The organism is Psychrobacillus sp. BL-248-WT-3 (genome assembly GCF_012843435.1).
GTDB lineage: Bacteria > Bacillota > Bacilli > Bacillales_A > Planococcaceae > Psychrobacillus.
Genome location: NZ_JABAFC010000023.1, coordinates 1 through 18918, shown reverse-complemented (window position 1 = coordinate 18918; position 18918 = coordinate 1). Strand labels below are relative to the sequence as shown.

The window sequence follows — 18918 nt, the reverse complement described above, 5'->3', positions numbered from 1 at the left end:
CCTTTTTGAAAAAAATGAGAACAATAAGAAAAGTATAAGCATTGGCTGTGCCCCATTAAACGAATGATGGAATGGAAGAAGTGATAAAAAAAGAAAAGGCATAATCGCCTTTTCTTTGCTAGTTGTATTATATTTTGGATATCGAACTTAGGTAATCTTGTTTATTTACTTTGGTTGTTCATTTGTTGTTCAGCCATTTCAATTGCACGTTTTACCATATTACCTGCGTCTCGGGATTTAATCCCACCCCAGCCTTCTGTTTTGACTACATCATAAAATCCAAGATCCTTGGCAATCTCTTCTTTTAATTCCTTAGACATAATCCCTCTTCTAGCCATATGGTGAATCCTCCTCAAAACAACTAGCAACGTTAGTATGTGCATTTAAAAGAAAAAAACTCCTATCCACTCATTCAAATGGGATAGGAGTTTTTGCCATATAAAAACGTAAAAATAAAAGTTCTAAACAATCATTTTACTACAATTGAATTATTTGCTTCATCATAAATAGTGATTTCTACTGCTTCTGTCAAAATGTCTGCGTAACTATAAGATACCCGTTCAAAAGAATTTTCATCTTGATCCAAATCGATTACGAACACTGCATGATAGGTTTCTCTTAACACCCCTGCACGTTCAATTGTTTTCTTACGACCTCCGTTTGCTTTTAATTGCAAACGTTTCCCTAAATGATGATCTAATGACTTTTTAATATCAGCTAAAGTTTTTGGCATTCCGCTTACACCTCACTGACTCAATCCTAACACATATCCATTTTTTTGTCAAACAAAACATTTTATCAACTTACACATACTCTTGTCAACGTTTTTATTAATCGTTTTTACTACTTTATTTATTAACATTACTAATATTGTAACAAGTAAATTTAATGGAAATTTGGATACAACTCATCTGCTAGCCTTCCAAACTCTTCAATACTCAGCGTTTCTCCTCTACGTGTGGGTGATACGCCTACCTTCTCCAGTGCTTGAATGATTAGTTCCTTCTTTTCCTTCCCATTAGGAAGGGAAGATTGTAGGTTATTTATTATCGTTTTTCTTCGTTGCACAAAAGAACCTCTTGAAACTTTAAATAAGAAATCCTCATCTATCACTTGTACTGGCGGAGTTTCATGGCGAGTTAGCTTAATTACCGCAGAGTCTACGTTTGGCGGTGGCATAAAGACAGCCCTAGGAACAGTCATAGCTACTTCGGCTTTCATATAATACTGAATTGCAATTGACAAAGACCCATAAGCCTTGGTCCCCGGTGAAGCAGTAATTCTATCAGCCACCTCCTTCTGCATCATCACAACCATCCCCCGTATAGGCAAACGATCCATTAATAGCTTCAGCAAAATTGGGGTTGTTACATAGTATGGCAAATTAGCTACAACCATGACATCTTTATAATCAGTTAACTTTTCCTCAAATACTTCTACCATATTCGCTTCAAGAATATCCTTGTGAATGATTTCTACGTTGTTATATGGTGAGAGTGTATCTGCTAACACAGGCAACAAGCGCTGATCTATTTCAAAAGCGATTACTTTTCCAGCTTCTCTTGCTAGATGTTCTGTTAAAGCTCCTATTCCAGGGCCAATTTCAATTGCGGCTGATTCACTTGTTAAATTGGCATGACTAACGATATTTCTAAGAATATTAGGGTCTATTAAGAAATTTTGTCCTAAGCTCTTTTTAAAAGAAAAACCATATTTTTTTAGTATTTCCTGTGTGCGTATAGGAGTTGCTATATCTTTTTGTGTCATTTCGTATTGTCCTCCAAATCGAGTTGCTGAATCGCTGCTTCCAGCTGTTCCTTATTTATTTGAAATATAGTTAGTCTCTTTTGTAGCTGCTTCCCATTGGTATAGCCTATTTTTAATATCTCTCCAAGTCGTGTCCTTCTGTCTTTTGCATGCGGGTGTCCAATGAGCTTTCCTGCAATTAGCACTTCTAGTGGAATGGCAGGAAAAGTAGTTTCCATGTCAGTTTTAGGGGTATACACATGACTAAGAGCTTGTCGAATATCTTCATCTTTAGCATGTTCAATGCCTAGTCCCTTACCATTTTTCGCTATTGTTTTTTCTTTTGATAAAAAAGCATGCTTCACTCCAGGAATTTGTTGTTCTATAATGGCACGAATTCTTCTGCCAGGGTAATCTGGGTCAGTGAATACAATGACACCTCTTTTATCTTGAGCGTGCTGAATTTTGATAAGTGTTTCTTTTGATATGGCAGAACCATTAGTTTCTATAGTATCAGCTTCAACTGCTCTTTTTATAGCAGTCGTATCATCTTTTCCTTCTACGACGATTATTTCATTTATTCGCAAGCGTTTTACCTCTTTTCCACTTCTATACTAGCCTCTATCATAACGCAAAAAAGCTCTCCCTATCAACGAGAGGGAAAGCTATACGAAAAATGATATACAATGTCGTATAAAGCGAGTACGTAGTTTACCCGATAACTGTATCTACGCCTGCTTTACATACCTTTTGTATTATTTTAAAACTTTTACACGAACTTTTTTACGCCCGAAATCATAGGCTTGCGATTTGGAAGCCATAAATAAGTCTATTTTTTTCCCTTTTATAGCACCACCAGTATCTCCAGCCACCGCATAACCGTAGCCTTCGACCCATACCTTAGACCCCAGAGGAATAACACTAGGATCTACAGCGATCACTTTTACCTCTGGATTAGACTTTAAATTAATACCAGTTGCTGTCACACCTGTACACCCATTACAGTTAGCTGTATACGCTGTAGCTGTGACATAAAACTCGCTTCCCTTGGATGGGGCAGCCGAGGTTTTAGTTCCACGAGATACATTTGCACTTGCAGTCATTACTTTAGTTCCAACTGCTACAACTTTCTTTTTAGGCTCTTTAGTAACTTTTTCACTCACTATGTTACGGGAAACTTCTACCCCGTTTTCTTTAACTACCTCATAAGTGCGCGCAACAGAACCTTTTTCACCTGTTTCAACGACTTTTTCTTTTCCCTTAAGCAGAGAATCATCTTTCTTTGTCACTACTGCAAAGTTTGTTTCTTCCTCAACTACATCGGTGACCTTTTCTACTCTCACTATTTGTATTTCAGAATTAGGAAGTATAAGTTCATCCATTTTCTGTTCTACACGGTCCAATTCATTTAATGAAATGTTATGTTTTTTTAAAAAGTCAGCGACCGTAGTCGAAGTGGACCATAATTTTTGTTCTTCCTTGCCATCTATAAGCGTGACTTCATATGCCTTTTCAATTGCAATTCGATTATCGGGTCCCACCTCTGCATCTGCAGCAGGGGTAATCGCATCATGTTCTGTATAAGCAACATTTGCCTTTGCTAGTATTTCTGATACTACATCATCAGTAGTCTGGACAGTTTGAATTTTACCGTCTACTGTGATTTCTATTTGTCTTGCCTGCTCCCACTCAATCTTAAGATTATTTTTGATTGAAGTGTTCACTGAGGGATGTAAAAAATCATCGTTAGAGACCACTAGATTATTTTCTTCTAGTAGTTCTCCAACGGTATTGGCATGTGTTGTTATTTCTTGTTGTTCTCCGTTAACTGTTATAGCAACAGTTTTCTTTGTTCCTTCGTATAATACGAACGAAACCACTGCAAAAAACAATAGTAAAGATGCAATCGTTACTAGTGTTTTCTTGCTCCTCAATGAATGAAAGAACAGGTTTTTCATGGTATTATTTTGCATGAAAAACGCCTCCTTGTTCACTCGTGTGATTATATAGAGTACTTTTAAGCTTGTCAACACTTTAGGTTTTTATCCAATTTTTACCTCAAGGTGGTTTACTATACAAAAATAAGGGTCATTTGTTAGTCATCTATGTGAAAAAAACGCATAGCATTGCTTGTTGTAGCTTCTGCTACTTCCTCCACTGAAATACCCTTTAATCGAGCAATTTCTTCTGCAACAAGTGCAACAAGTGCAGGTTCATTTCTTTTACCTCTATGAGGATGTGGAGCCAAATAAGGAGCATCTGTTTCGATTAATAAATGCTCTAATGGAATCTCTGTTGCGACTTCTTTAGGTTTCTTCGCATTTTTAAAGGTTACTGGTCCACCAAGTGAAATCATAAAGTTCATATCAATACATTGTTTTGCTGTTTCTACACTTCCCCCAAAGCAATGCATAATTCCCCCTGTTAGATGAGCCTCCTCCTCTTGAAGAATCCTAATCACGTCTTCCGTTGCTTCTCGATTATGTATAATGATTGGCAAGTTAACCTTTTGCGCTAAGCGTATTTGCTTGCGGAAAATAGTCTGTTGAATTTCTTTAGGGGACTTATCCCAATAATAGTCTAGCCCTGTTTCACCAATACCTACTACTTTCTCATGTGCAGATAACTCTTCGATCCACTGTAAATCTTCCTCCGTACAATCAATTGCATCCACTGGATGCCATCCAATTACGGCATAAATAAACGGGTATGTTTCTGCTAACTCCATTGCACGTTCAATTGTTTTCCGATCAAAACCAATTACGACCATCTTCTGAACATTTGCCTCTAAGGCTCTATCAATTACTTCCTGAAGGTCTTCATCATATTGATCTGCGTTTAAATGGACATGTGTATCTATTAGCATATACATTCTCCTATCTGATATTTATTTTACAATCTTTTTAATTTACATACATCACAATATTATTACAATTACATTAAATGAGTCACATTTTCAAATTTTTTGATTAATTTCATACGATAAAACAATAAATTTCCTGAATCATTTTCATAATTAATTTGTAAGAACTTGAACAATTTGATAAAAATAATGACATTTATATGCTTTTCGCAGGGTTAAGTAAACCGTCACTTGCGTATGTTTGGGATGGTTCAACTGTCTCAATCATACCCCTAGAGTCACCGCCTCCCCCTTCACTTCATAATAGGTATTATGTAATTAACCCACCTATGTTTGATAATAATTGCTCGGTTTAGTTGATAATAAAAATTTATTCACCCATTTTCTTTAAATCTAATTAATCTTGCTTATTTTTCTATAGGCAAGATTATTTAGTTTGCTCGAATCGTCAAGATTATCACAGCAATTATACGTTCACAAAATAATTAAGCATAAAAAACATAGTCTTTTTAATAGTCAAACAAACTATGTCAATAAATATCTTGTTCATATGATACAGAAGTGAGGTTGAAAGGATTCATTTCTTATAACCAAGCTAGAAAATAGGAAAGGAGATTTTAGAATGAGTCAACCACAAAGTAAACGATATAGTGACACTAGTTATCAACCAGTAAGAGACTGCCAACTATGTAGCAGCCTTGATGCCAAAGATAGCGAGCTAAAAAACCATCATTATCAGAATGATCATGAACTTAGTGATCATCATGATAATGATTTTAGTGAGGCAGCTGTTGTTGAGGAAGGCGATCAATTGATATCTGTAGACCAAGAATCCGATGAACTAATTTGGATTAAGGATTCCTGTAACGTAACAGTTCAAACAACTGATACTCAAGCATCCGTGTCTCTTCAAATTGGACTACAACTTGCAATTGCTCTAGTAGTAAGTATTGCAATTGGTGATTCTAATCAGGGTCAAGCTATTGCACAAGATATATTCCAAAAGTTTAATGATGAACAATCCAATAAGCAAAAAATCATTATTTATAACTCAAAAGACGTTAATATCGTGACTACCGATACAGATTTAGCCGTGAACATTCAGGCTATGCTTCAAGTATTAGTTTCATTAGTTGTTAAACTAGACGTTCTTTAAATTTTTTAAAAAGAAGAAAAGAGGTGAAAATATGAATAAATGGAAAGCATTAGATCATTGCGATGACAATGATCATAATAATGCGGATGTACAGCAAAATGGAGCACAAGTAGTATCTACTAAGCAACAATCATATGAGTGGATTGTTGTAAAGAATTCAGAAGGCGTAGACATCCAAACAACAGACACACAAGCAGCATTGTCCTTACAACTAGGAATTCAAGCAGCTATTGCTGCAGTTATCACCATTACTTTAGGAGATACAGATCAAGCTAGAGCTGTTGCCCAAGACATGAAGCAGTTTATAAAAACTAAACAACAAAATGTCCAAAAAACTATTATTGAGGGATCCAAAAATGTAAAAGTTACAACTACAGACACAGATCTAGCAGTAAACATTCAGGCTATGCTTCAAGTTCTTGTATCTTTAGTAGCTAAGTTAGATATTTTATAATATATCGAATCAATTTAGAAATATTTAATTTGAGTAAGTGCGCTTCAAATTTGGTTTGAGCGAGTCACTTTTAAAATATTTTCTAATTAACCTCCAATTAAGGTTATTGTTGAGACGGTCTATTCGTTGGGTTTGAAAACGTAAAAGATTCCACGCTCCTCTTAAATTATAGTTGCATATAATAATACGAATGATATTAGAGAAGGAGTGAAAGACGTGAGCGAGATACCCAAAAAAGCAAATGCAATTCCTAATAAGGTCATTGATTTAATAGTGAGTGATACACTACGTAAAAATGGCGTAGATCTTGATGATGTTAAAGGAAAATTATCCACTGAGCAAAAGCAATTACTCAAAGAACTAGTGGAAGAACTAACCTTACAAGTGGACCAATTTATTGATCCGACATCCGAAAAAAAGAATGATGACTGAAAAACAACGTTGCTTATTAGTAATTGACAAATAATTTTAAGATGTATTAATTAGAGTAACATGTCTTTAATTTCCGCTATGGTGGAAGCAGTGAATGAGAAGAGCAGGAAAGGTTCTATAGGATTACACTGTTGTGAAGGCTTGTCTGCCTGCTCATCCCACTGTATGTTTCAACATTAATATACAAGTTATACTGCCAATACTATTTTAGGAAACATATTTAAACGCCTATGTTATAGGCGTTTAATTTTTTATAGCTTTGTTAAAGTTATTGGTTGATTTTGACTAACCATTCTTTTTTATAGTGACTGTAAACATAAACAATAGAACTTTCTGATGAAATTGGGGTTGGTGACAGTTTTTAGCTTTGATCACAACCACGCGCGTAAGCGATGGGTAATGGCTTATCGCTCACCCCGAGGAAAGCGTCCGGCTGGGGCGAAAAATCAATTCTACTCTCTGTTCTAAGATTTCTTTGCATTATAAATCAACCCTAACCTTTAACATAGCCTTTTTTATTTATAAAAAAACTGCCGCTCACGCGACAGTTTTAATTGGCTTATTATTTTACTTGTGCACCATTTTCTAGTTTTTCATCAACAGTTGCTAGAGTTAAGTATCCATCTTTTTCACCAGCTAAAATCATCCCTTGGGAAAGTTCTCCACGAAGTTTTACCGGTTTCAAATTAGCTACTACAATTACTTTTTTCCCTACTAGCTCCTCTGGTTTATAATGCTTTGCTATTCCTGAGACAACCTGACGTTTTTCATACCCCAAGTCTAATTGTAATTTTAATAATTTGTCTGCTTTAGGAATAGCTTCACATTCCAATACTGTTGCTACTCTTAAATCAACTTTAAAGAAGTCATCAATAGAAATTTCCTCTGATTGCTCTTGCTCTTGCTCTTCCTCTGCTTCTTCCTCCACCTCTTCTTGTAGAGTTTTGACAGAACCGCGCATTTGCTCACGTATAAAAGCTACTTCTATATCTACGTCTAAACGAGGGAAAATTGGCACTCCTGTACTAATAACTTGTGTACCCTCAGGGATGACATTAAAATCACCAAGTTTCTCCCATTGTAGCTGAGCGTCAGTTAAGCCTAACTGCTCCATAATTTCTTTTGGGCTATTTGGCATAAATGGTTGGATTAAGGTAGCAATCTGACGAAGACTTTCCGCTAAGTTAATCATAACACTAGCAAGTTGCCCTTTTTTTGCTTCATCTTTTGCTAGAACCCATGGCTGAGTCTCATCAATATATTTGTTTGTACGAGACACAAGAGACCATAAATCTCCTAATACAAGGCTAAACTGCATTTTCTCCATATTGACTTCATATTTTTCTATTGCTTCTTTAGCAAATTGATGTAAAGTTGCATCAAATTCTGTCGCTTCTCCTTGGTTAACAGGAATATTACCATCAAAGTATTTGTTGATCATCGAGACTGTTCTATTTAAAAGATTCCCAAGATCATTGGCAAGGTCAAAATTCGTGCGTTCTACAAAAGATTCCGGTGAAAATACACCATCTTGTCCAAATGGAAGCTCACGAAGTAGGAAATAACGTGTCGCATCAAGTCCATAACGCTCCACTAGCATCTCTGGATATACAACATTTCCTTTTGATTTTGACATTTTACCGTCTTTCATCATGATAAATCCATGTGCAAACACTTTTTTCGGAAGAGGTAAATCTAAAGCCATTAAGAAAATCGGCCAATAAATCGTATGGAAACGAACTATATCCTTCCCTACCACATGTACATCTGCTGGCCAATATCTTTTAAAAAGGGTATCGTCATCTGACATATAGCCTAATGACGTTATATAGTTTGTTAAAGCATCTACCCATACATATATGACATGCTTTGCATCTCCAGGAACACGAATTCCCCAGTCAAAGGAAGTTCTCGATACAGATAAATCTTCTAGACCTGGCTTGATGAAGTTATTGATCATCTCATTTTTTCTGGATTCCGGTTCTATAAACTCTACATTGTTTTCATAGTATTCCAATAAACGTCCCGCATACTTCTTCATATTGAAGAAATACGATTCTTCTTTTACCTTGTGAACTGGTCTACCACAATCCGGACAATTTCCTTCATCCAATTGAGTTTCTGTGAAGAAGGACTCACATGGCGTACAGTAGGACCCCTCATATTCTCCTTTGTATATATCTCCTTTGTCTAGGAAGGTTTGAAAGATTTTTTCTACTGCTTCTGTATGACGGCTTTCTGTTGTTTGTATAAAATCGTCATAAGATATATCCATAGTTGCCCAAGTTTTCTTAGCAGCTAATGCAATTTCGTCCACATATGCTTGTGGCTCCATCCCCGCTTCTTGCGCTTTTTCCTGTATTTTTTGACCATGCTCGTCCATCCCAGTTAAAAAGCGAACGTCATAGCCTCTTAATCGTTTATAGCGTGCCATTGCATCGGAAGCTACCGTTGTATAAGCTGTTCCAATATGGAATTTACCACTTGGATAGTAAATAGGGGTCGTAATATAAAATGTTTTATCTTGTGCGCTCAATGCTAATTGCCTCCAATGCTGAATCTTCTATATACTTTATTCTATCGAAATGGGGTAGTTGTTTCAATCTATACCTCTGAAGCAATTTTGTCGAATTTTCTTTATGACTTACATTATTTCCATTAATAGCAAGATTATTCCTAAGAATGATATAATAATTATTTTTATTAGGTATATTATGTAAACATAGTCATATTTTTATCATCCATTCTAATAAAATCAGAAGAATAATTATTGACCAATATGGTAGTACTTGGTATGATTAAGTACATAAAAGAGGTTAATGTCGAATTTTGGCGAAAAATATACACTCTTGAGAGGAGAAACTTTAATAATGAAATCTACAGGTATAGTTCGTAAAGTTGATGAGTTAGGACGCGTTGTTATTCCTATTGAACTTCGTCGTACACTAGGTATAGCAGAAAAAGATGCGCTTGAAATATATGTTGACGATGATAAAATCATCTTAAAAAAATATATGCCAAACATGACTTGTGCAGTTACTGGTGAAGTATCAGATGAAAATCTTCGTCTTGTTGGGGGCAAATTAATTTTAAGCCCAGAAGGTGCAGAACAATTAATTAAAGAAATTCAAAGCAGCTTAAAATAAGAACTAAAAAACATCCGTGCAGACGGATGTTTTTTTTAACCTTTGAACTTTAAAATATGCCATGAGGTTATATAAGAATCGATCCCCTACTCAATCGATTTCATAGCTAGGGAAATTTCGCTATTCTACGTGATAACTTTGGTAAACCTCTCTTTTAGGTAACCCTCGTTGAATGGAAACTTCTTTAATCGCATCCTTTGATTTCAGTTGCTTTTCCTGTATTAAATGCTCGACATGTTCTTCAATGCTTAAATCTTTCCACCAAGCTTCTTCTATTTCTTCTTTAGCTTCATTGCCAGCAAGCACTATACAAAATTCACCACGAATTTCATTTGTTTCTGCCCATTCGACCGCTTCGTCTATTGTACCTCTTAAAAATTCCTCAAATTTCTTTGTAAGCTCTCTCGCTAATACAATTTGACGTGTTCCATCCATAATTGCTTGCATATCTTTTAAAGATTCCTTCAGACGGTGAGGAGACTCATATAATAGAATTGTTTCTTGTCTCTTTTCTAGTGTTGTAATTTCCGCTTTTCTTTCCTTCTTATTTCTGCTAAGGAATCCGTAAAAAAAGAACGGTTGCGTAATCATTCCTGAGGCTATTAGAGCACTTATAGCAGCATTTGCTCCTGGAACGGGTACCACTGCAAATCCTTCTGCTATTGCTTTTGCAGCAATATCCGCTCCTGGATCTGAGATGCACGGTAGACCAGCATCACTTACCAATGCAACTTGTTTCCCATCCCTCAATATTTCTAATATTTTCTCTCCACCAGCTAGCTGGTTATGGTCATGATAGCTTGTTAAGGGAGTAGATATCTCAAAATAGTTACATAACTTCTTCGTATTCCTAGTATCTTCTGCTGCTATATAGTCGACTTCCTTCAAAATACGAATAGCACGCATAGTCATATCCTCTAGGTTACCTATTGGGGTAGCTACTAAATACAAACAACTACTGTTTTCATGTTCTGTTGATTTTTGTGAATTCATTTGCTGACTCACCTCTCATATGAGCTATTTTTTGTTTTCTTGTAAGTTGCTTAAAAGCATATTCTGCCTGCATTGCCTCTTGTTTTGACTCAAAAATTTCCTTATAAATACACTTAACTGGGAGTCTTGCCCTCGTGTACTTTGCTCCTTTTCCTTCATTATGAACCTTGATACGCTTAAACAAATCATTTGTATAACCAGCATAGTAGGAGCCGTCATTACATTGTAATACATAAAAAGTATGCTCTTTATTTGTCTCCATACAGCATCTCTTTAACCTCATCTGTGTATTGTCCATCTTCTCCGTACACATAAAGAGGAGGTAAAATTTTCAAATCTGGTTTTCCATCCTTAATAGCCTCGATCAATAATGTATTAGCTTCCTTACCTTTTTTGGGATAAACAAACCGAATACGTTTTGGCTCTAGTCGGTTGGCTCGCATAGAGGTGACAATATCTAACAACCTACCAGGGCGATGCACAAATGCCGCTTTCCCTCCCTGTTTGAGTAGCTCACTCGCTGATTGCACCGCTTCTTCCAAGGTAAGATGTATCTCATGCCTTGCAATAGCTAGATGTTCCTTGAGATTTTTGTCACTTGCTTCATGTGCTGGAAAATAAGGAGGATTACAGGTTACCACATCATATTTTTCAGTTCCAATTTTACTTGCTATACCTATAACATTATCTTGCATAATATGAATTTGTTCTGTTAGCTTGTTATACTCGACACTTCTCGTTGCCATATCAGCTAACCTTTCCTGCAATTCAATCCCCACTATTTCAGCTTGTGATCGTGCACTTAGGAAAAGAGGAATAGCTCCATTTCCCGTACATAGATCTACCATTTTTCCTCTTTTAAAAGGGACATATGTAAATCTTGCTAATAAAACTGCATCTAAGGAAAAGGAGAAAACAGAAGGGCTTTGTATAATTCTTAAATCCTCTGCCAATAAATAGTCTAGCCTTTCATCATCCTTTAGCCATTGCTCCATAACTTAAACCTCCATAAAACAAAAGACTGACACCCACCTATGGAGTGGCATCAGTCAATTGATTAGACATTTTGTTTATTTAAAAAAGATAAGCAAAATAAACAATCTTCTTCCTTCCGAGCGCTTCCGAAATGAACATGACATACATGGTAACCTTCCTGATAAAGCCTTGCTAGGTTATCATAGCCTTCACCTATATCTGCCTTGTTTAATCGTTTTTCTCGTATCTTTTCGTCCATTACTTCTTTTCCATGTATTTCATCAAGTCTTTGTCTTAAATGATTGTTCTCTTCTTGTAACGCTTGACGTTCTTCTATCATAATCGCTACAAATTCTTTCAAAGCGCGAAATTGGAGCTGCGTGGACTCTAACTGTTTTTCAAATTCTATAATTGTATCAAAAAAATTACGGTCCATCACCTATTCACCTCATTGCCCCGTCCATTATACTGGATTTTTAGCATAGTTTACAACCTCATCTAACGTATAGTCTAATATACGAAGTGGATCACTTAACTCAATACGTAAAATTCTCTCTAAAATATTCATGCTGACCACTTTTCCGAATCCATCTGGTGTCTCAATTTTATCACCAATGTCAGGCATTTGCTCTCTTGCAGCCTCATATTCGTCATTTTCATACTTTAAGCAGCACATTAGACGTCCGCACAATCCGGAAATCTTAGAAGGATTCAATGATAGGTTTTGATCTTTTGCCATCTTAATAGATACTGGCTCAAAATCACCTAAAAAGGTTGAACAGCAAAGCATTCTTCCACAAGGACCAATACCACCAAGCATTTTTGCCTCATCTCGCACCCCTATTTGTCTGAGTTCAATACGAGTTCTAAATACAGAAGCAAGATCCTTTACTAAGTCACGAAAGTCTACTCGACCCTCCGCCGTGAAATAGAAGATAATTTTGTTTCGGTCGAATGTATATTCAACGTCTACAAGCTTCATCTCTAATTCTCTTTGTAATATTTTTTCGGTTCCCAATGCTAATGCCTGGGCCGATTCTAAACGATTTTCTTCCACTTGGATTTTGTCCTTCTCAGTAGAAGGACGGACTACTTGCTTCAACGGTAAAACGACATCGTTTTCTCCTACTTGTTTAATAGGTACGACGACTTTCCCATATTCTACGCCACGAGCAGTTTCAACAATTACATAGTCATCTTTCTCTAAAGCGTAGTCTACTGGATCAAAATAATATATTTTACCCGCTTTCTTAAAGCGGACTCCTACAACATTATACAAAACTATACCCCTCCTGCAGGTTAAGCATCAGCTGCTCCATCATCAGTGTCCGGTTCATATTTCTATGCAAATTTTGCTTTGCATCTAAAATCAATTCTAACTGTTTAGACAATTGCTCATACGTCTTTTGTAATGCTATCTGTTTCCAGAATGAAATCATATCTGGATAGGTACAAACTGCGAGTGGAGTTGCTTTTATAGCTACTATATCACGATAAGCAAATAGTAGTAAATCTAATACTTGTTCTGCACTTTCCTTTTCTTTTAGCAAGGGACCAAAATCTTCATGTATGCACATAAGCGCATCCTGAACACTTTTTTCACTTGCTTCCACCAATTTTATCACTGATTTCCTTGCAAGTCCAAATTGCTCGTCTTTCGCTAAAATTAGAGCTTCTTCTACTTGATTCGTCATTCTACTAACTGTAGAAGCCATTGAATCAGTAATTCCCTCTTCCATTAACTTCTTTTTTAATACTCCCTGTGGCATGGTGGCTAAGCCTATATGCTGACATCTGGACCGTATTGTTGGTAATAAGGCATGCATCTTATCGGTCAATAGAATGGCAGTAATTTCGCTCTGAGGCTCCTCTAAAAATTTAAGTAATGTATTAGAGGAGCTTGTGTTCAATCGATCTGCTTCATGTATTACATAAACCTTTCTTCCTCTTTCAATAGAGGTTTTGCTCATCTCATGTATTAATTCATCTATTTGATTTCTTTTTATATTTTGACCATCTGGTTCCAGTTGAGTAATGTTCAAATGATTAGATGATTTTAATCTTTTACAGTTTCGACATGTTTCACATGGAACATTTTCTGTCGAATTTTCGCAAAACATAAGCTGTACAAAAAATTGCATAACTTTCGTTTTCCCTGTACCATTAGCACCTTCAATAATGTAGGCATGTCCAATACGATTTTTGGCTACTATAGATTGGATTTGTTTAATAGCAGTAGGTTGTATTTTTTCTATTCCTTGAATGGACCATTCTTCTTCCATGCTCATAGTGGTTCCACCTCTCTAAAAAATCCCGTGTCTCGCACGGTGCGATAACACGGGAACATTACGTATATAGATTAATAAGTAATCCTTTAATTTCGCCTATTTTATCTAGTAATTCTATAGAGCTTTTTTCTTGGCTCAGAATTTCTTCTGCTAGCTCTACCAATTTTTCATCTATAGTCTCTACGATTTTTAACTTTCTTCCTTCACCAAATCGATTCCATGTATGAGATTGCTTTAATCCCATTCCAAAATCTACAGCTTCCTCTAGAAACTTTTTAATCAGCATTTTAAACTTAGCCATATCACGTAGATTTCTAGACCTTGCTAAACGATCTCCTGCTGTCGTAATATCTCCTAACAGTTTCGTTAAGGCTTCGGTTTGCATCCGCTGATCCTGCTTTGTAATCATTTGCCCAAACTTTGCAGATTGAATATTGTTCTGCATAGTATCCTTGCGTATCTTATCTATCCCTACTCGTACATCTTGATTTATCTTCAAATTTTTCGATCCTTTCCTTCATTATTAAAAATGATGGAATTGTTCAATTGGAAGAACAAATACTGTAGCTCCTCCTACCTCTACTTCCACTGGGTACGGAATGTAAGAATCAGCATTTCCTCCCATAGGTGAAACTGGGGCTACCATCTGTTCACGTGCTCTACAATTGTCTCTTATTAATTCTAACGCAGAAGATACTAAGGAGTCATCTGTACCGATCAGAAACGTAGTATTTCCAGATCTTAAAAACCCACCTGTACTAGCAAGTTTTGTTGCACGAAACTTTGCTTTCGTTAACGCATTTGACAATCTGTTACTATCTTGGTCCTGCACTACGGCTACTATTAATTTCATCGCTACTCACTCCCACTTTTCTATTCTGTTTATTTTATTATAGCATTAATTACCTAAAAATTTCTAATTCCATTTTTACTACTTTATAGGTATCTTCTAATACTTCTTCGAGCTTTTGAGAAGCATCTATTACTTTAATTCTGTCTGGATATTGTTTTACTAAGTTAAGGTAGCCTTCTCTAACCTTTTCATGAAATTGAAGACTCTCCACATCTAGCCTGTTTTTTTCTCTACTGCTATGTGCATTAATTCTTTCTAACCCAACACTAGGTTCTATATCAAAAAGAATCGTGCGGTCGGGCATAGTCTGTCCAATTGCAAATTGATTGATTGCTAATATTTCTTCTACCCCTATTCCTCTTGCATGTCCTTGATATGCAAGCGAACTATCAATAAAACGATCACAAATAACAATTTTACCAGCTTCTAGAGCAGGCAAAACTTTTTCAACTAAATGCTGTCTCCTTGCTGCAGCATATAATAATGCCTCCGTACGGCTATCCATCATTGTATGCTCGTTATCTAAAATTATTCCTCTTATTTTCTCCGAGATATTAATGCCTCCAGGCTCTCTTGTCATCACGACTTCAAAGCCCTCTTCCATTAATCTTTTTCCAAGTAATTGCATGACAGTTGTCTTGCCTGCACCTTCTGGACCCTCGCTTGTTATAAAATACCCTTTTTTTTGCACTATTAATCCTCCACAACATAAATTAGCTTTTCATCGAGTCTATGATCCCCCTGGAAGGTAGCTCCTTTATCAATCCATTCCTCCAGTTCAGTTAACATAGAAATCGTAATCTTTTCTCCTGGAATGAACAATGGTACTCCCGGTGGATACGGAATGAGTATTCCTTTAGCTATTCTTCCTATGGAGCGAACATAGGGAACCCACTCGCCTTTTTTCTCATTTAAGAGGCTCATATTCATTTCAATCGTAGAAACAGATTTAAACGATTTATTTCTTATATCTTTAGGAATTATCGGTGTTTCTTTTTTAAGCTCATCTACGGCCATTTTAATTCGTTTTCTTACTTCTGCAAAAGGGTAGTCTTGGTCCTTTTTTAGCAAAGGAAGAATTATTAGTACCTGATAAGTATCCGCAAGCTCCGCATATACATGTTGTGCTTCTAAAGCCTGTTGAACTTGAAAACCAGAATAGCTCCCAACACGTATTAGTAATTTCAGTGGATCATTTACTTCTATTACTTCCACTAGCTTAATCGTTTGGAGTGCCTGAATGAACAAATCTCTTTTATATAATAACTGTTTGAAATCCATTTCATTGTATCTTTGTACATAGCTTCTTGCATCATCTAAGGATGCCATTAATAAATAAGAAGGACTGCTTGATTGAAGCATCCTTAAATACTTGTTTACTTGAGAAACTTTTATAATAGAAGAATTCATATGTAAGTACGAACCCATTGTCATAGATGGTAATGTTTTGTGTGCAGATTGTACTACTATATCTGCACCGTAATCAAGAGCAGATAATGGAAAACCGCTGTTTGCCTTAAAATGTGCCCCATGTGCTTCGTCTACTAGAACTGGAATACCTTTTGTATGGCAATAATCGATAATCTCTTTTATTTCATTAGAAGCCATTCCATAGTAAGTTGGGTAAGTGAGTAGAACACCTTTTACTAAAGGAAACTCTTCTATTGCGCTTTTAATGGTGTTGGCAGAAACAAAGGTTGTTGTCTTTGTGCGAGAATCCCATTCTGGTGTGACAAAGATAGGTTCAACACCTACTAGCTCGATTGCATGAAAAATTGACTTGTGAGCATTCCTCTGTACTATTAACTGTTCTCCATACTGGCATGTTGTATATAGCATAGCTAAATTCCCAACAGTCGTTCCATTGACAAGAAAATAACTTTTTTTTGCCCCGTATGTAGAGGCTAACAATTCTTCCGCTTCTTTAATCGCTTCTTCTGGATGATGTAAGTCATCTAAGCCTTTAAGTTCTGTAAGGTCATAGGATAAGGCGTCCTTAATAACCTCAGGAAGATTGGATAACACCCCATGTTTATGTCCTGGTACATGAAAGGAGATATTCTTTTGACTATGAAATTTTTCAAGCGCTTCTACTAAAGGTCGTTTTTCATGCATTTCTTATACCTCACCAAACTTTATTATCTTTCTATTATACATGAAATAAGACATGAGATAAGGATAGATGGTTTGCACCTATTTTTGGACAGAAAGGGCAGAACTTTATTAAATATTTATTTTCCGGGAAATTATTTTATTGTATGAATATAGCTCCTACTGCACAACAAATTGGATTCACACATATTATGCGGAGAATGTATAGCAATGACGATATAGAAAGGAGTTGCTCTATGGTTTTCCCGTTTGACTACACCTCCCCATCCGCTCAATTCACTTTTGATGTGAACACAAGTACCTTGTTTAAAAAAGATAGCCAAAACTTTATTAATGTTTTAGGGATTCAGCAATTAAACACACTAGACAATGTATCTTTACTTGATATTTTTCTTAGTCCAAACAATGTGATTGAGCCCCATTACCACCAAAATGCTGCCGAGCTTGTCTATTGTATTTCTGGTGCATTAACCGTCTCATTATTGAATCCTTTTACCAAGCAAATGCAACATTTTCCGCTTTCACCTGGCCAAGTAGCAAATGTACCTCAAGGATGGTGGCATTATGAAGTAGCTACAGAGAAACATACACATCTACTAGCCATTTTTAATGCACCAACACCCGAAGTAATACTCGGATCAGATATCCTGAAGTTGACTCCAGCAAATGTTATGGCCCAGACGTATTGTTTAGATGAAACTCTTTGGGGAAAAAGCAATTGCACCAGTAGTCCCTTCCACATTTATTGGTCCACCTGCGAGCTGTAACAAAACTACTGAAAGTTAATTCTTAACATAATGAGTTGCAGACAAGATGACATGGACTATTCCCATGTCTCTTTTATGTTTTTTCACACTTACTTAGCGGGAGATTGATTTTTGTTTTAAGGCTATGTTAAAGATAAAAGTCGATTTGAAAATGCACGAAACAAATAACTTCTGCCTCTCTACTTTTCCTAGTGGGTTTTAAGTGAATTTTTTTGGCTAAAAATTACGGTGTTAGTTCCATAAAATAGCCGTAATCGTTAACCTAACAAAGGCACTATTGCTATTGATAATACTAAACTTATTAAGAATGTAATTAGCCAATCTCTTTTTTGAGTTGTTTTAAGTAGTATATTCAATACAGACCCAATACAAATACATACTATAAATCCGACAACAATATTAATGAGTTCCATGAGATACCTCCTAACAAAAATATTTTCCCATTTACCCACAAATTCATTGGCACAACTAGTCTAAGCCGTTCGTATTTAAAGGTCAGCCCAAATTGGTTGACCTTTTTGTATTGATTCTTATTATAACATTCTTCCTTGCTCCCTCGAACCCTTTGTCTCTTCGCTTTTTCCTGTAAAAGACAAAACAAAAAAGCCGCCACCGATTACTCGGTAACGACTTCCTTTGGTGCCCAGCGACGTCCTACTCTTGCAGGGGCGACCCTCCAACTACCATCGGCGGCTGCGAAACCAGATGGGCGGCAGATTTCTTCGTCAGCCGCAGTCGTTCGGTTCTCGCGTATGCCATACGCTCCGATCCTCTCTTCCTTGCTTTCTCGAACTCTTTGCCCCTCCGGCTTCTCGCCCACTTGCTTAGAGAGAGAGTGCCTTCGGCTTTTTTTTCATTTTAAACAAAACAAAAAAGTCATCACCGATTACTCGGTGATGACTTTTTTTGGTGCCCAGCGACGTCCTACTCTTGCAGGGGCGACCCTCCAACTACCATCGGCGGCTGCGAAACCAGATGGGCGGCAGATTTCTTCGTCAGCCGCAGTCGTTCGGTTCTCGCGTATGCCATACGCTCCGAGCCTCTCTTCCTTGCTTTCTCGAACTCTTTGCCCCTCCGGCTTCTCGCTCACTTCCTTAGGGAGAGAGTGCCTTCGGCTTTTTCTGTAAAAGACA

At 36.6% G+C, this 18918-nt stretch carries 21 protein-coding genes and 1 pseudogene; 5 read left to right on the top strand and 17 right to left on the bottom strand.

Translation table 11 applies throughout. From position 1 onward, the window contains the following. Nucleotides 1-161: 161 nt before the first annotated feature. From HF876_RS12270 to HF876_RS12245, 6 genes are all read right to left on the bottom strand, one after another. The gene (locus HF876_RS12270) at nucleotides 162-338 is read right to left on the bottom strand and encodes a small, acid-soluble spore protein, alpha/beta type (protein WP_144541539.1); all 177 of its coding nucleotides are present in this window, start codon (nucleotides 336-338) and stop codon (nucleotides 162-164) included. A gap of 131 nt (nucleotides 339-469) precedes the next feature. Continuing rightward, nucleotides 470-733, bottom strand: coding sequence for a biofilm formation stimulator Veg (veg, locus tag HF876_RS12265; protein ID WP_144541541.1), 264 nt, complete (start codon nucleotides 731-733; stop codon nucleotides 470-472). A 152-nt stretch (nucleotides 734-885) separates the two neighbouring features. Next, nucleotides 886-1767: a 16S rRNA (adenine(1518)-N(6)/adenine(1519)-N(6))-dimethyltransferase RsmA gene (rsmA, locus tag HF876_RS12260; RefSeq protein WP_169360346.1), complete on the bottom strand. Its 882-nt coding sequence runs from the start codon at nucleotides 1765-1767 to the stop codon at nucleotides 886-888. Next, on the bottom strand, nucleotides 1764-2333 hold the full coding sequence (gene rnmV / locus HF876_RS12255) for a ribonuclease M5 (RefSeq protein ID WP_169360345.1): 570 nt from the start codon (nucleotides 2331-2333) through the stop codon (nucleotides 1764-1766). The genes rsmA and rnmV overlap by 4 nt, the downstream gene beginning before the upstream one ends. 168 nt (nucleotides 2334-2501) lie before the next feature. After that, the gene (locus HF876_RS12250; protein ID WP_169360344.1) at nucleotides 2502-3719 is read right to left on the bottom strand and encodes a G5 and 3D domain-containing protein; all 1218 of its coding nucleotides are present in this window, start codon (nucleotides 3717-3719) and stop codon (nucleotides 2502-2504) included. A 122-nt stretch (nucleotides 3720-3841) separates the two neighbouring features. After that, complete coding sequence (locus tag HF876_RS12245) at nucleotides 3842-4612, bottom strand: TatD family hydrolase (RefSeq protein ID WP_169360343.1); 771 nt, start codon at nucleotides 4610-4612, stop codon at nucleotides 3842-3844. Between the two features lie 619 nt (nucleotides 4613-5231). On the opposite strand from HF876_RS12245, the gene HF876_RS12240 reads away from it, so the two are divergent. From HF876_RS12240 to HF876_RS12230, 3 genes are all read left to right on the top strand, one after another. Further along, nucleotides 5232-5765 (top strand): spore coat protein, encoded by a 534-nt coding sequence (locus HF876_RS12240; protein ID WP_169360342.1) that lies wholly within the window; start codon nucleotides 5232-5234, stop codon nucleotides 5763-5765. A gap of 31 nt (nucleotides 5766-5796) precedes the next feature. Further along, nucleotides 5797-6219 carry a spore coat protein gene (locus HF876_RS12235; RefSeq protein ID WP_169360341.1) on the top strand — a complete coding sequence of 141 codons (423 nt, stop codon included), beginning with the start codon at nucleotides 5797-5799 and terminating at the stop codon, nucleotides 6217-6219. Between the two features lie 216 nt (nucleotides 6220-6435). After that, nucleotides 6436-6651, top strand: coding sequence for a spore coat protein (locus tag HF876_RS12230; RefSeq protein WP_205964094.1), 216 nt, complete (start codon nucleotides 6436-6438; stop codon nucleotides 6649-6651). Nucleotides 6652-7213: 562 nt separating this feature from the next. Here the strand turns inward: HF876_RS12230 and metG are convergent. Then, nucleotides 7214-9187, bottom strand: a complete 1974-nt coding sequence (metG, locus tag HF876_RS12225; protein WP_169360340.1) for a methionine--tRNA ligase — start codon at nucleotides 9185-9187, stop codon at nucleotides 7214-7216. Nucleotides 9188-9521: 334 nt separating this feature from the next. Between metG and HF876_RS12220 the strand changes: the two genes are divergently transcribed. Next, nucleotides 9522-9797, top strand: coding sequence for an AbrB/MazE/SpoVT family DNA-binding domain-containing protein (locus HF876_RS12220; RefSeq protein WP_144541581.1), 276 nt, complete (start codon nucleotides 9522-9524; stop codon nucleotides 9795-9797). Between the two features lie 120 nt (nucleotides 9798-9917). Here the strand turns inward: HF876_RS12220 and rsmI are convergent, their stop codons facing one another. The 10 genes from rsmI to HF876_RS12170 form a co-directional block, all read right to left on the bottom strand. Further along, nucleotides 9918-10790 carry a 16S rRNA (cytidine(1402)-2'-O)-methyltransferase gene (rsmI, locus tag HF876_RS12215; protein ID WP_169360339.1) on the bottom strand — a complete coding sequence of 291 codons (873 nt, stop codon included), beginning with the start codon at nucleotides 10788-10790 and terminating at the stop codon, nucleotides 9918-9920. After that, entirely contained in the window at nucleotides 10762-11052 is a 291-nt protein-coding gene (locus HF876_RS12210) for a GIY-YIG nuclease family protein (protein WP_169360338.1), read from the bottom strand. Before HF876_RS12210 ends, rsmI begins: the two co-directional genes overlap by 29 nt. Further along, nucleotides 11039-11785, bottom strand: a complete 747-nt coding sequence (locus HF876_RS12205; protein WP_169360337.1) for a tRNA1(Val) (adenine(37)-N6)-methyltransferase — start codon at nucleotides 11783-11785, stop codon at nucleotides 11039-11041. Before HF876_RS12205 ends, HF876_RS12210 begins: the two co-directional genes overlap by 14 nt. Nucleotides 11786-11847: 62 nt before the next feature. Further along, nucleotides 11848-12204: a DNA replication initiation control protein YabA gene (yabA, locus tag HF876_RS12200; RefSeq protein ID WP_169360336.1), complete on the bottom strand. Its 357-nt coding sequence runs from the start codon at nucleotides 12202-12204 to the stop codon at nucleotides 11848-11850. A 24-nt stretch (nucleotides 12205-12228) separates the two neighbouring features. Next, a complete protein-coding gene (locus tag HF876_RS12195; RefSeq protein WP_169360335.1) occupies nucleotides 12229-13044 on the bottom strand; it encodes a PSP1 domain-containing protein in 816 nt (271 codons plus the stop codon). Then, a complete protein-coding gene (locus HF876_RS12190; protein ID WP_481900290.1) occupies nucleotides 13037-14053 on the bottom strand; it encodes an AAA family ATPase in 1017 nt (338 codons plus the stop codon). The genes HF876_RS12195 and HF876_RS12190 overlap by 8 nt, the downstream gene beginning before the upstream one ends. A gap of 58 nt (nucleotides 14054-14111) precedes the next feature. Then, entirely contained in the window at nucleotides 14112-14552 is a 441-nt protein-coding gene (locus HF876_RS12185; protein WP_169360334.1) for a YaaR family protein, read from the bottom strand. Nucleotides 14553-14576: 24 nt separating this feature from the next. Further along, nucleotides 14577-14906 carry a cyclic-di-AMP receptor gene (locus tag HF876_RS12180; protein WP_142643831.1) on the bottom strand — a complete coding sequence of 110 codons (330 nt, stop codon included), beginning with the start codon at nucleotides 14904-14906 and terminating at the stop codon, nucleotides 14577-14579. A 49-nt stretch (nucleotides 14907-14955) separates the two neighbouring features. Further along, nucleotides 14956-15597, bottom strand: a complete 642-nt coding sequence (gene tmk, locus HF876_RS12175; RefSeq protein WP_169360333.1) for a dTMP kinase — start codon at nucleotides 15595-15597, stop codon at nucleotides 14956-14958. Nucleotides 15598-15599: 2 nt separating this feature from the next. Then, nucleotides 15600-17021 carry an aminotransferase class I/II-fold pyridoxal phosphate-dependent enzyme gene (locus tag HF876_RS12170; RefSeq protein ID WP_169360332.1) on the bottom strand — a complete coding sequence of 474 codons (1422 nt, stop codon included), beginning with the start codon at nucleotides 17019-17021 and terminating at the stop codon, nucleotides 15600-15602. A gap of 233 nt (nucleotides 17022-17254) precedes the next feature. Here HF876_RS12170 and HF876_RS12165 point away from each other — a divergent pair. Next, nucleotides 17255-17804: pseudogene (locus HF876_RS12165) on the top strand (cupin domain-containing protein). The last annotated feature ends 1114 nt before the right edge of the window (nucleotides 17805-18918 follow it).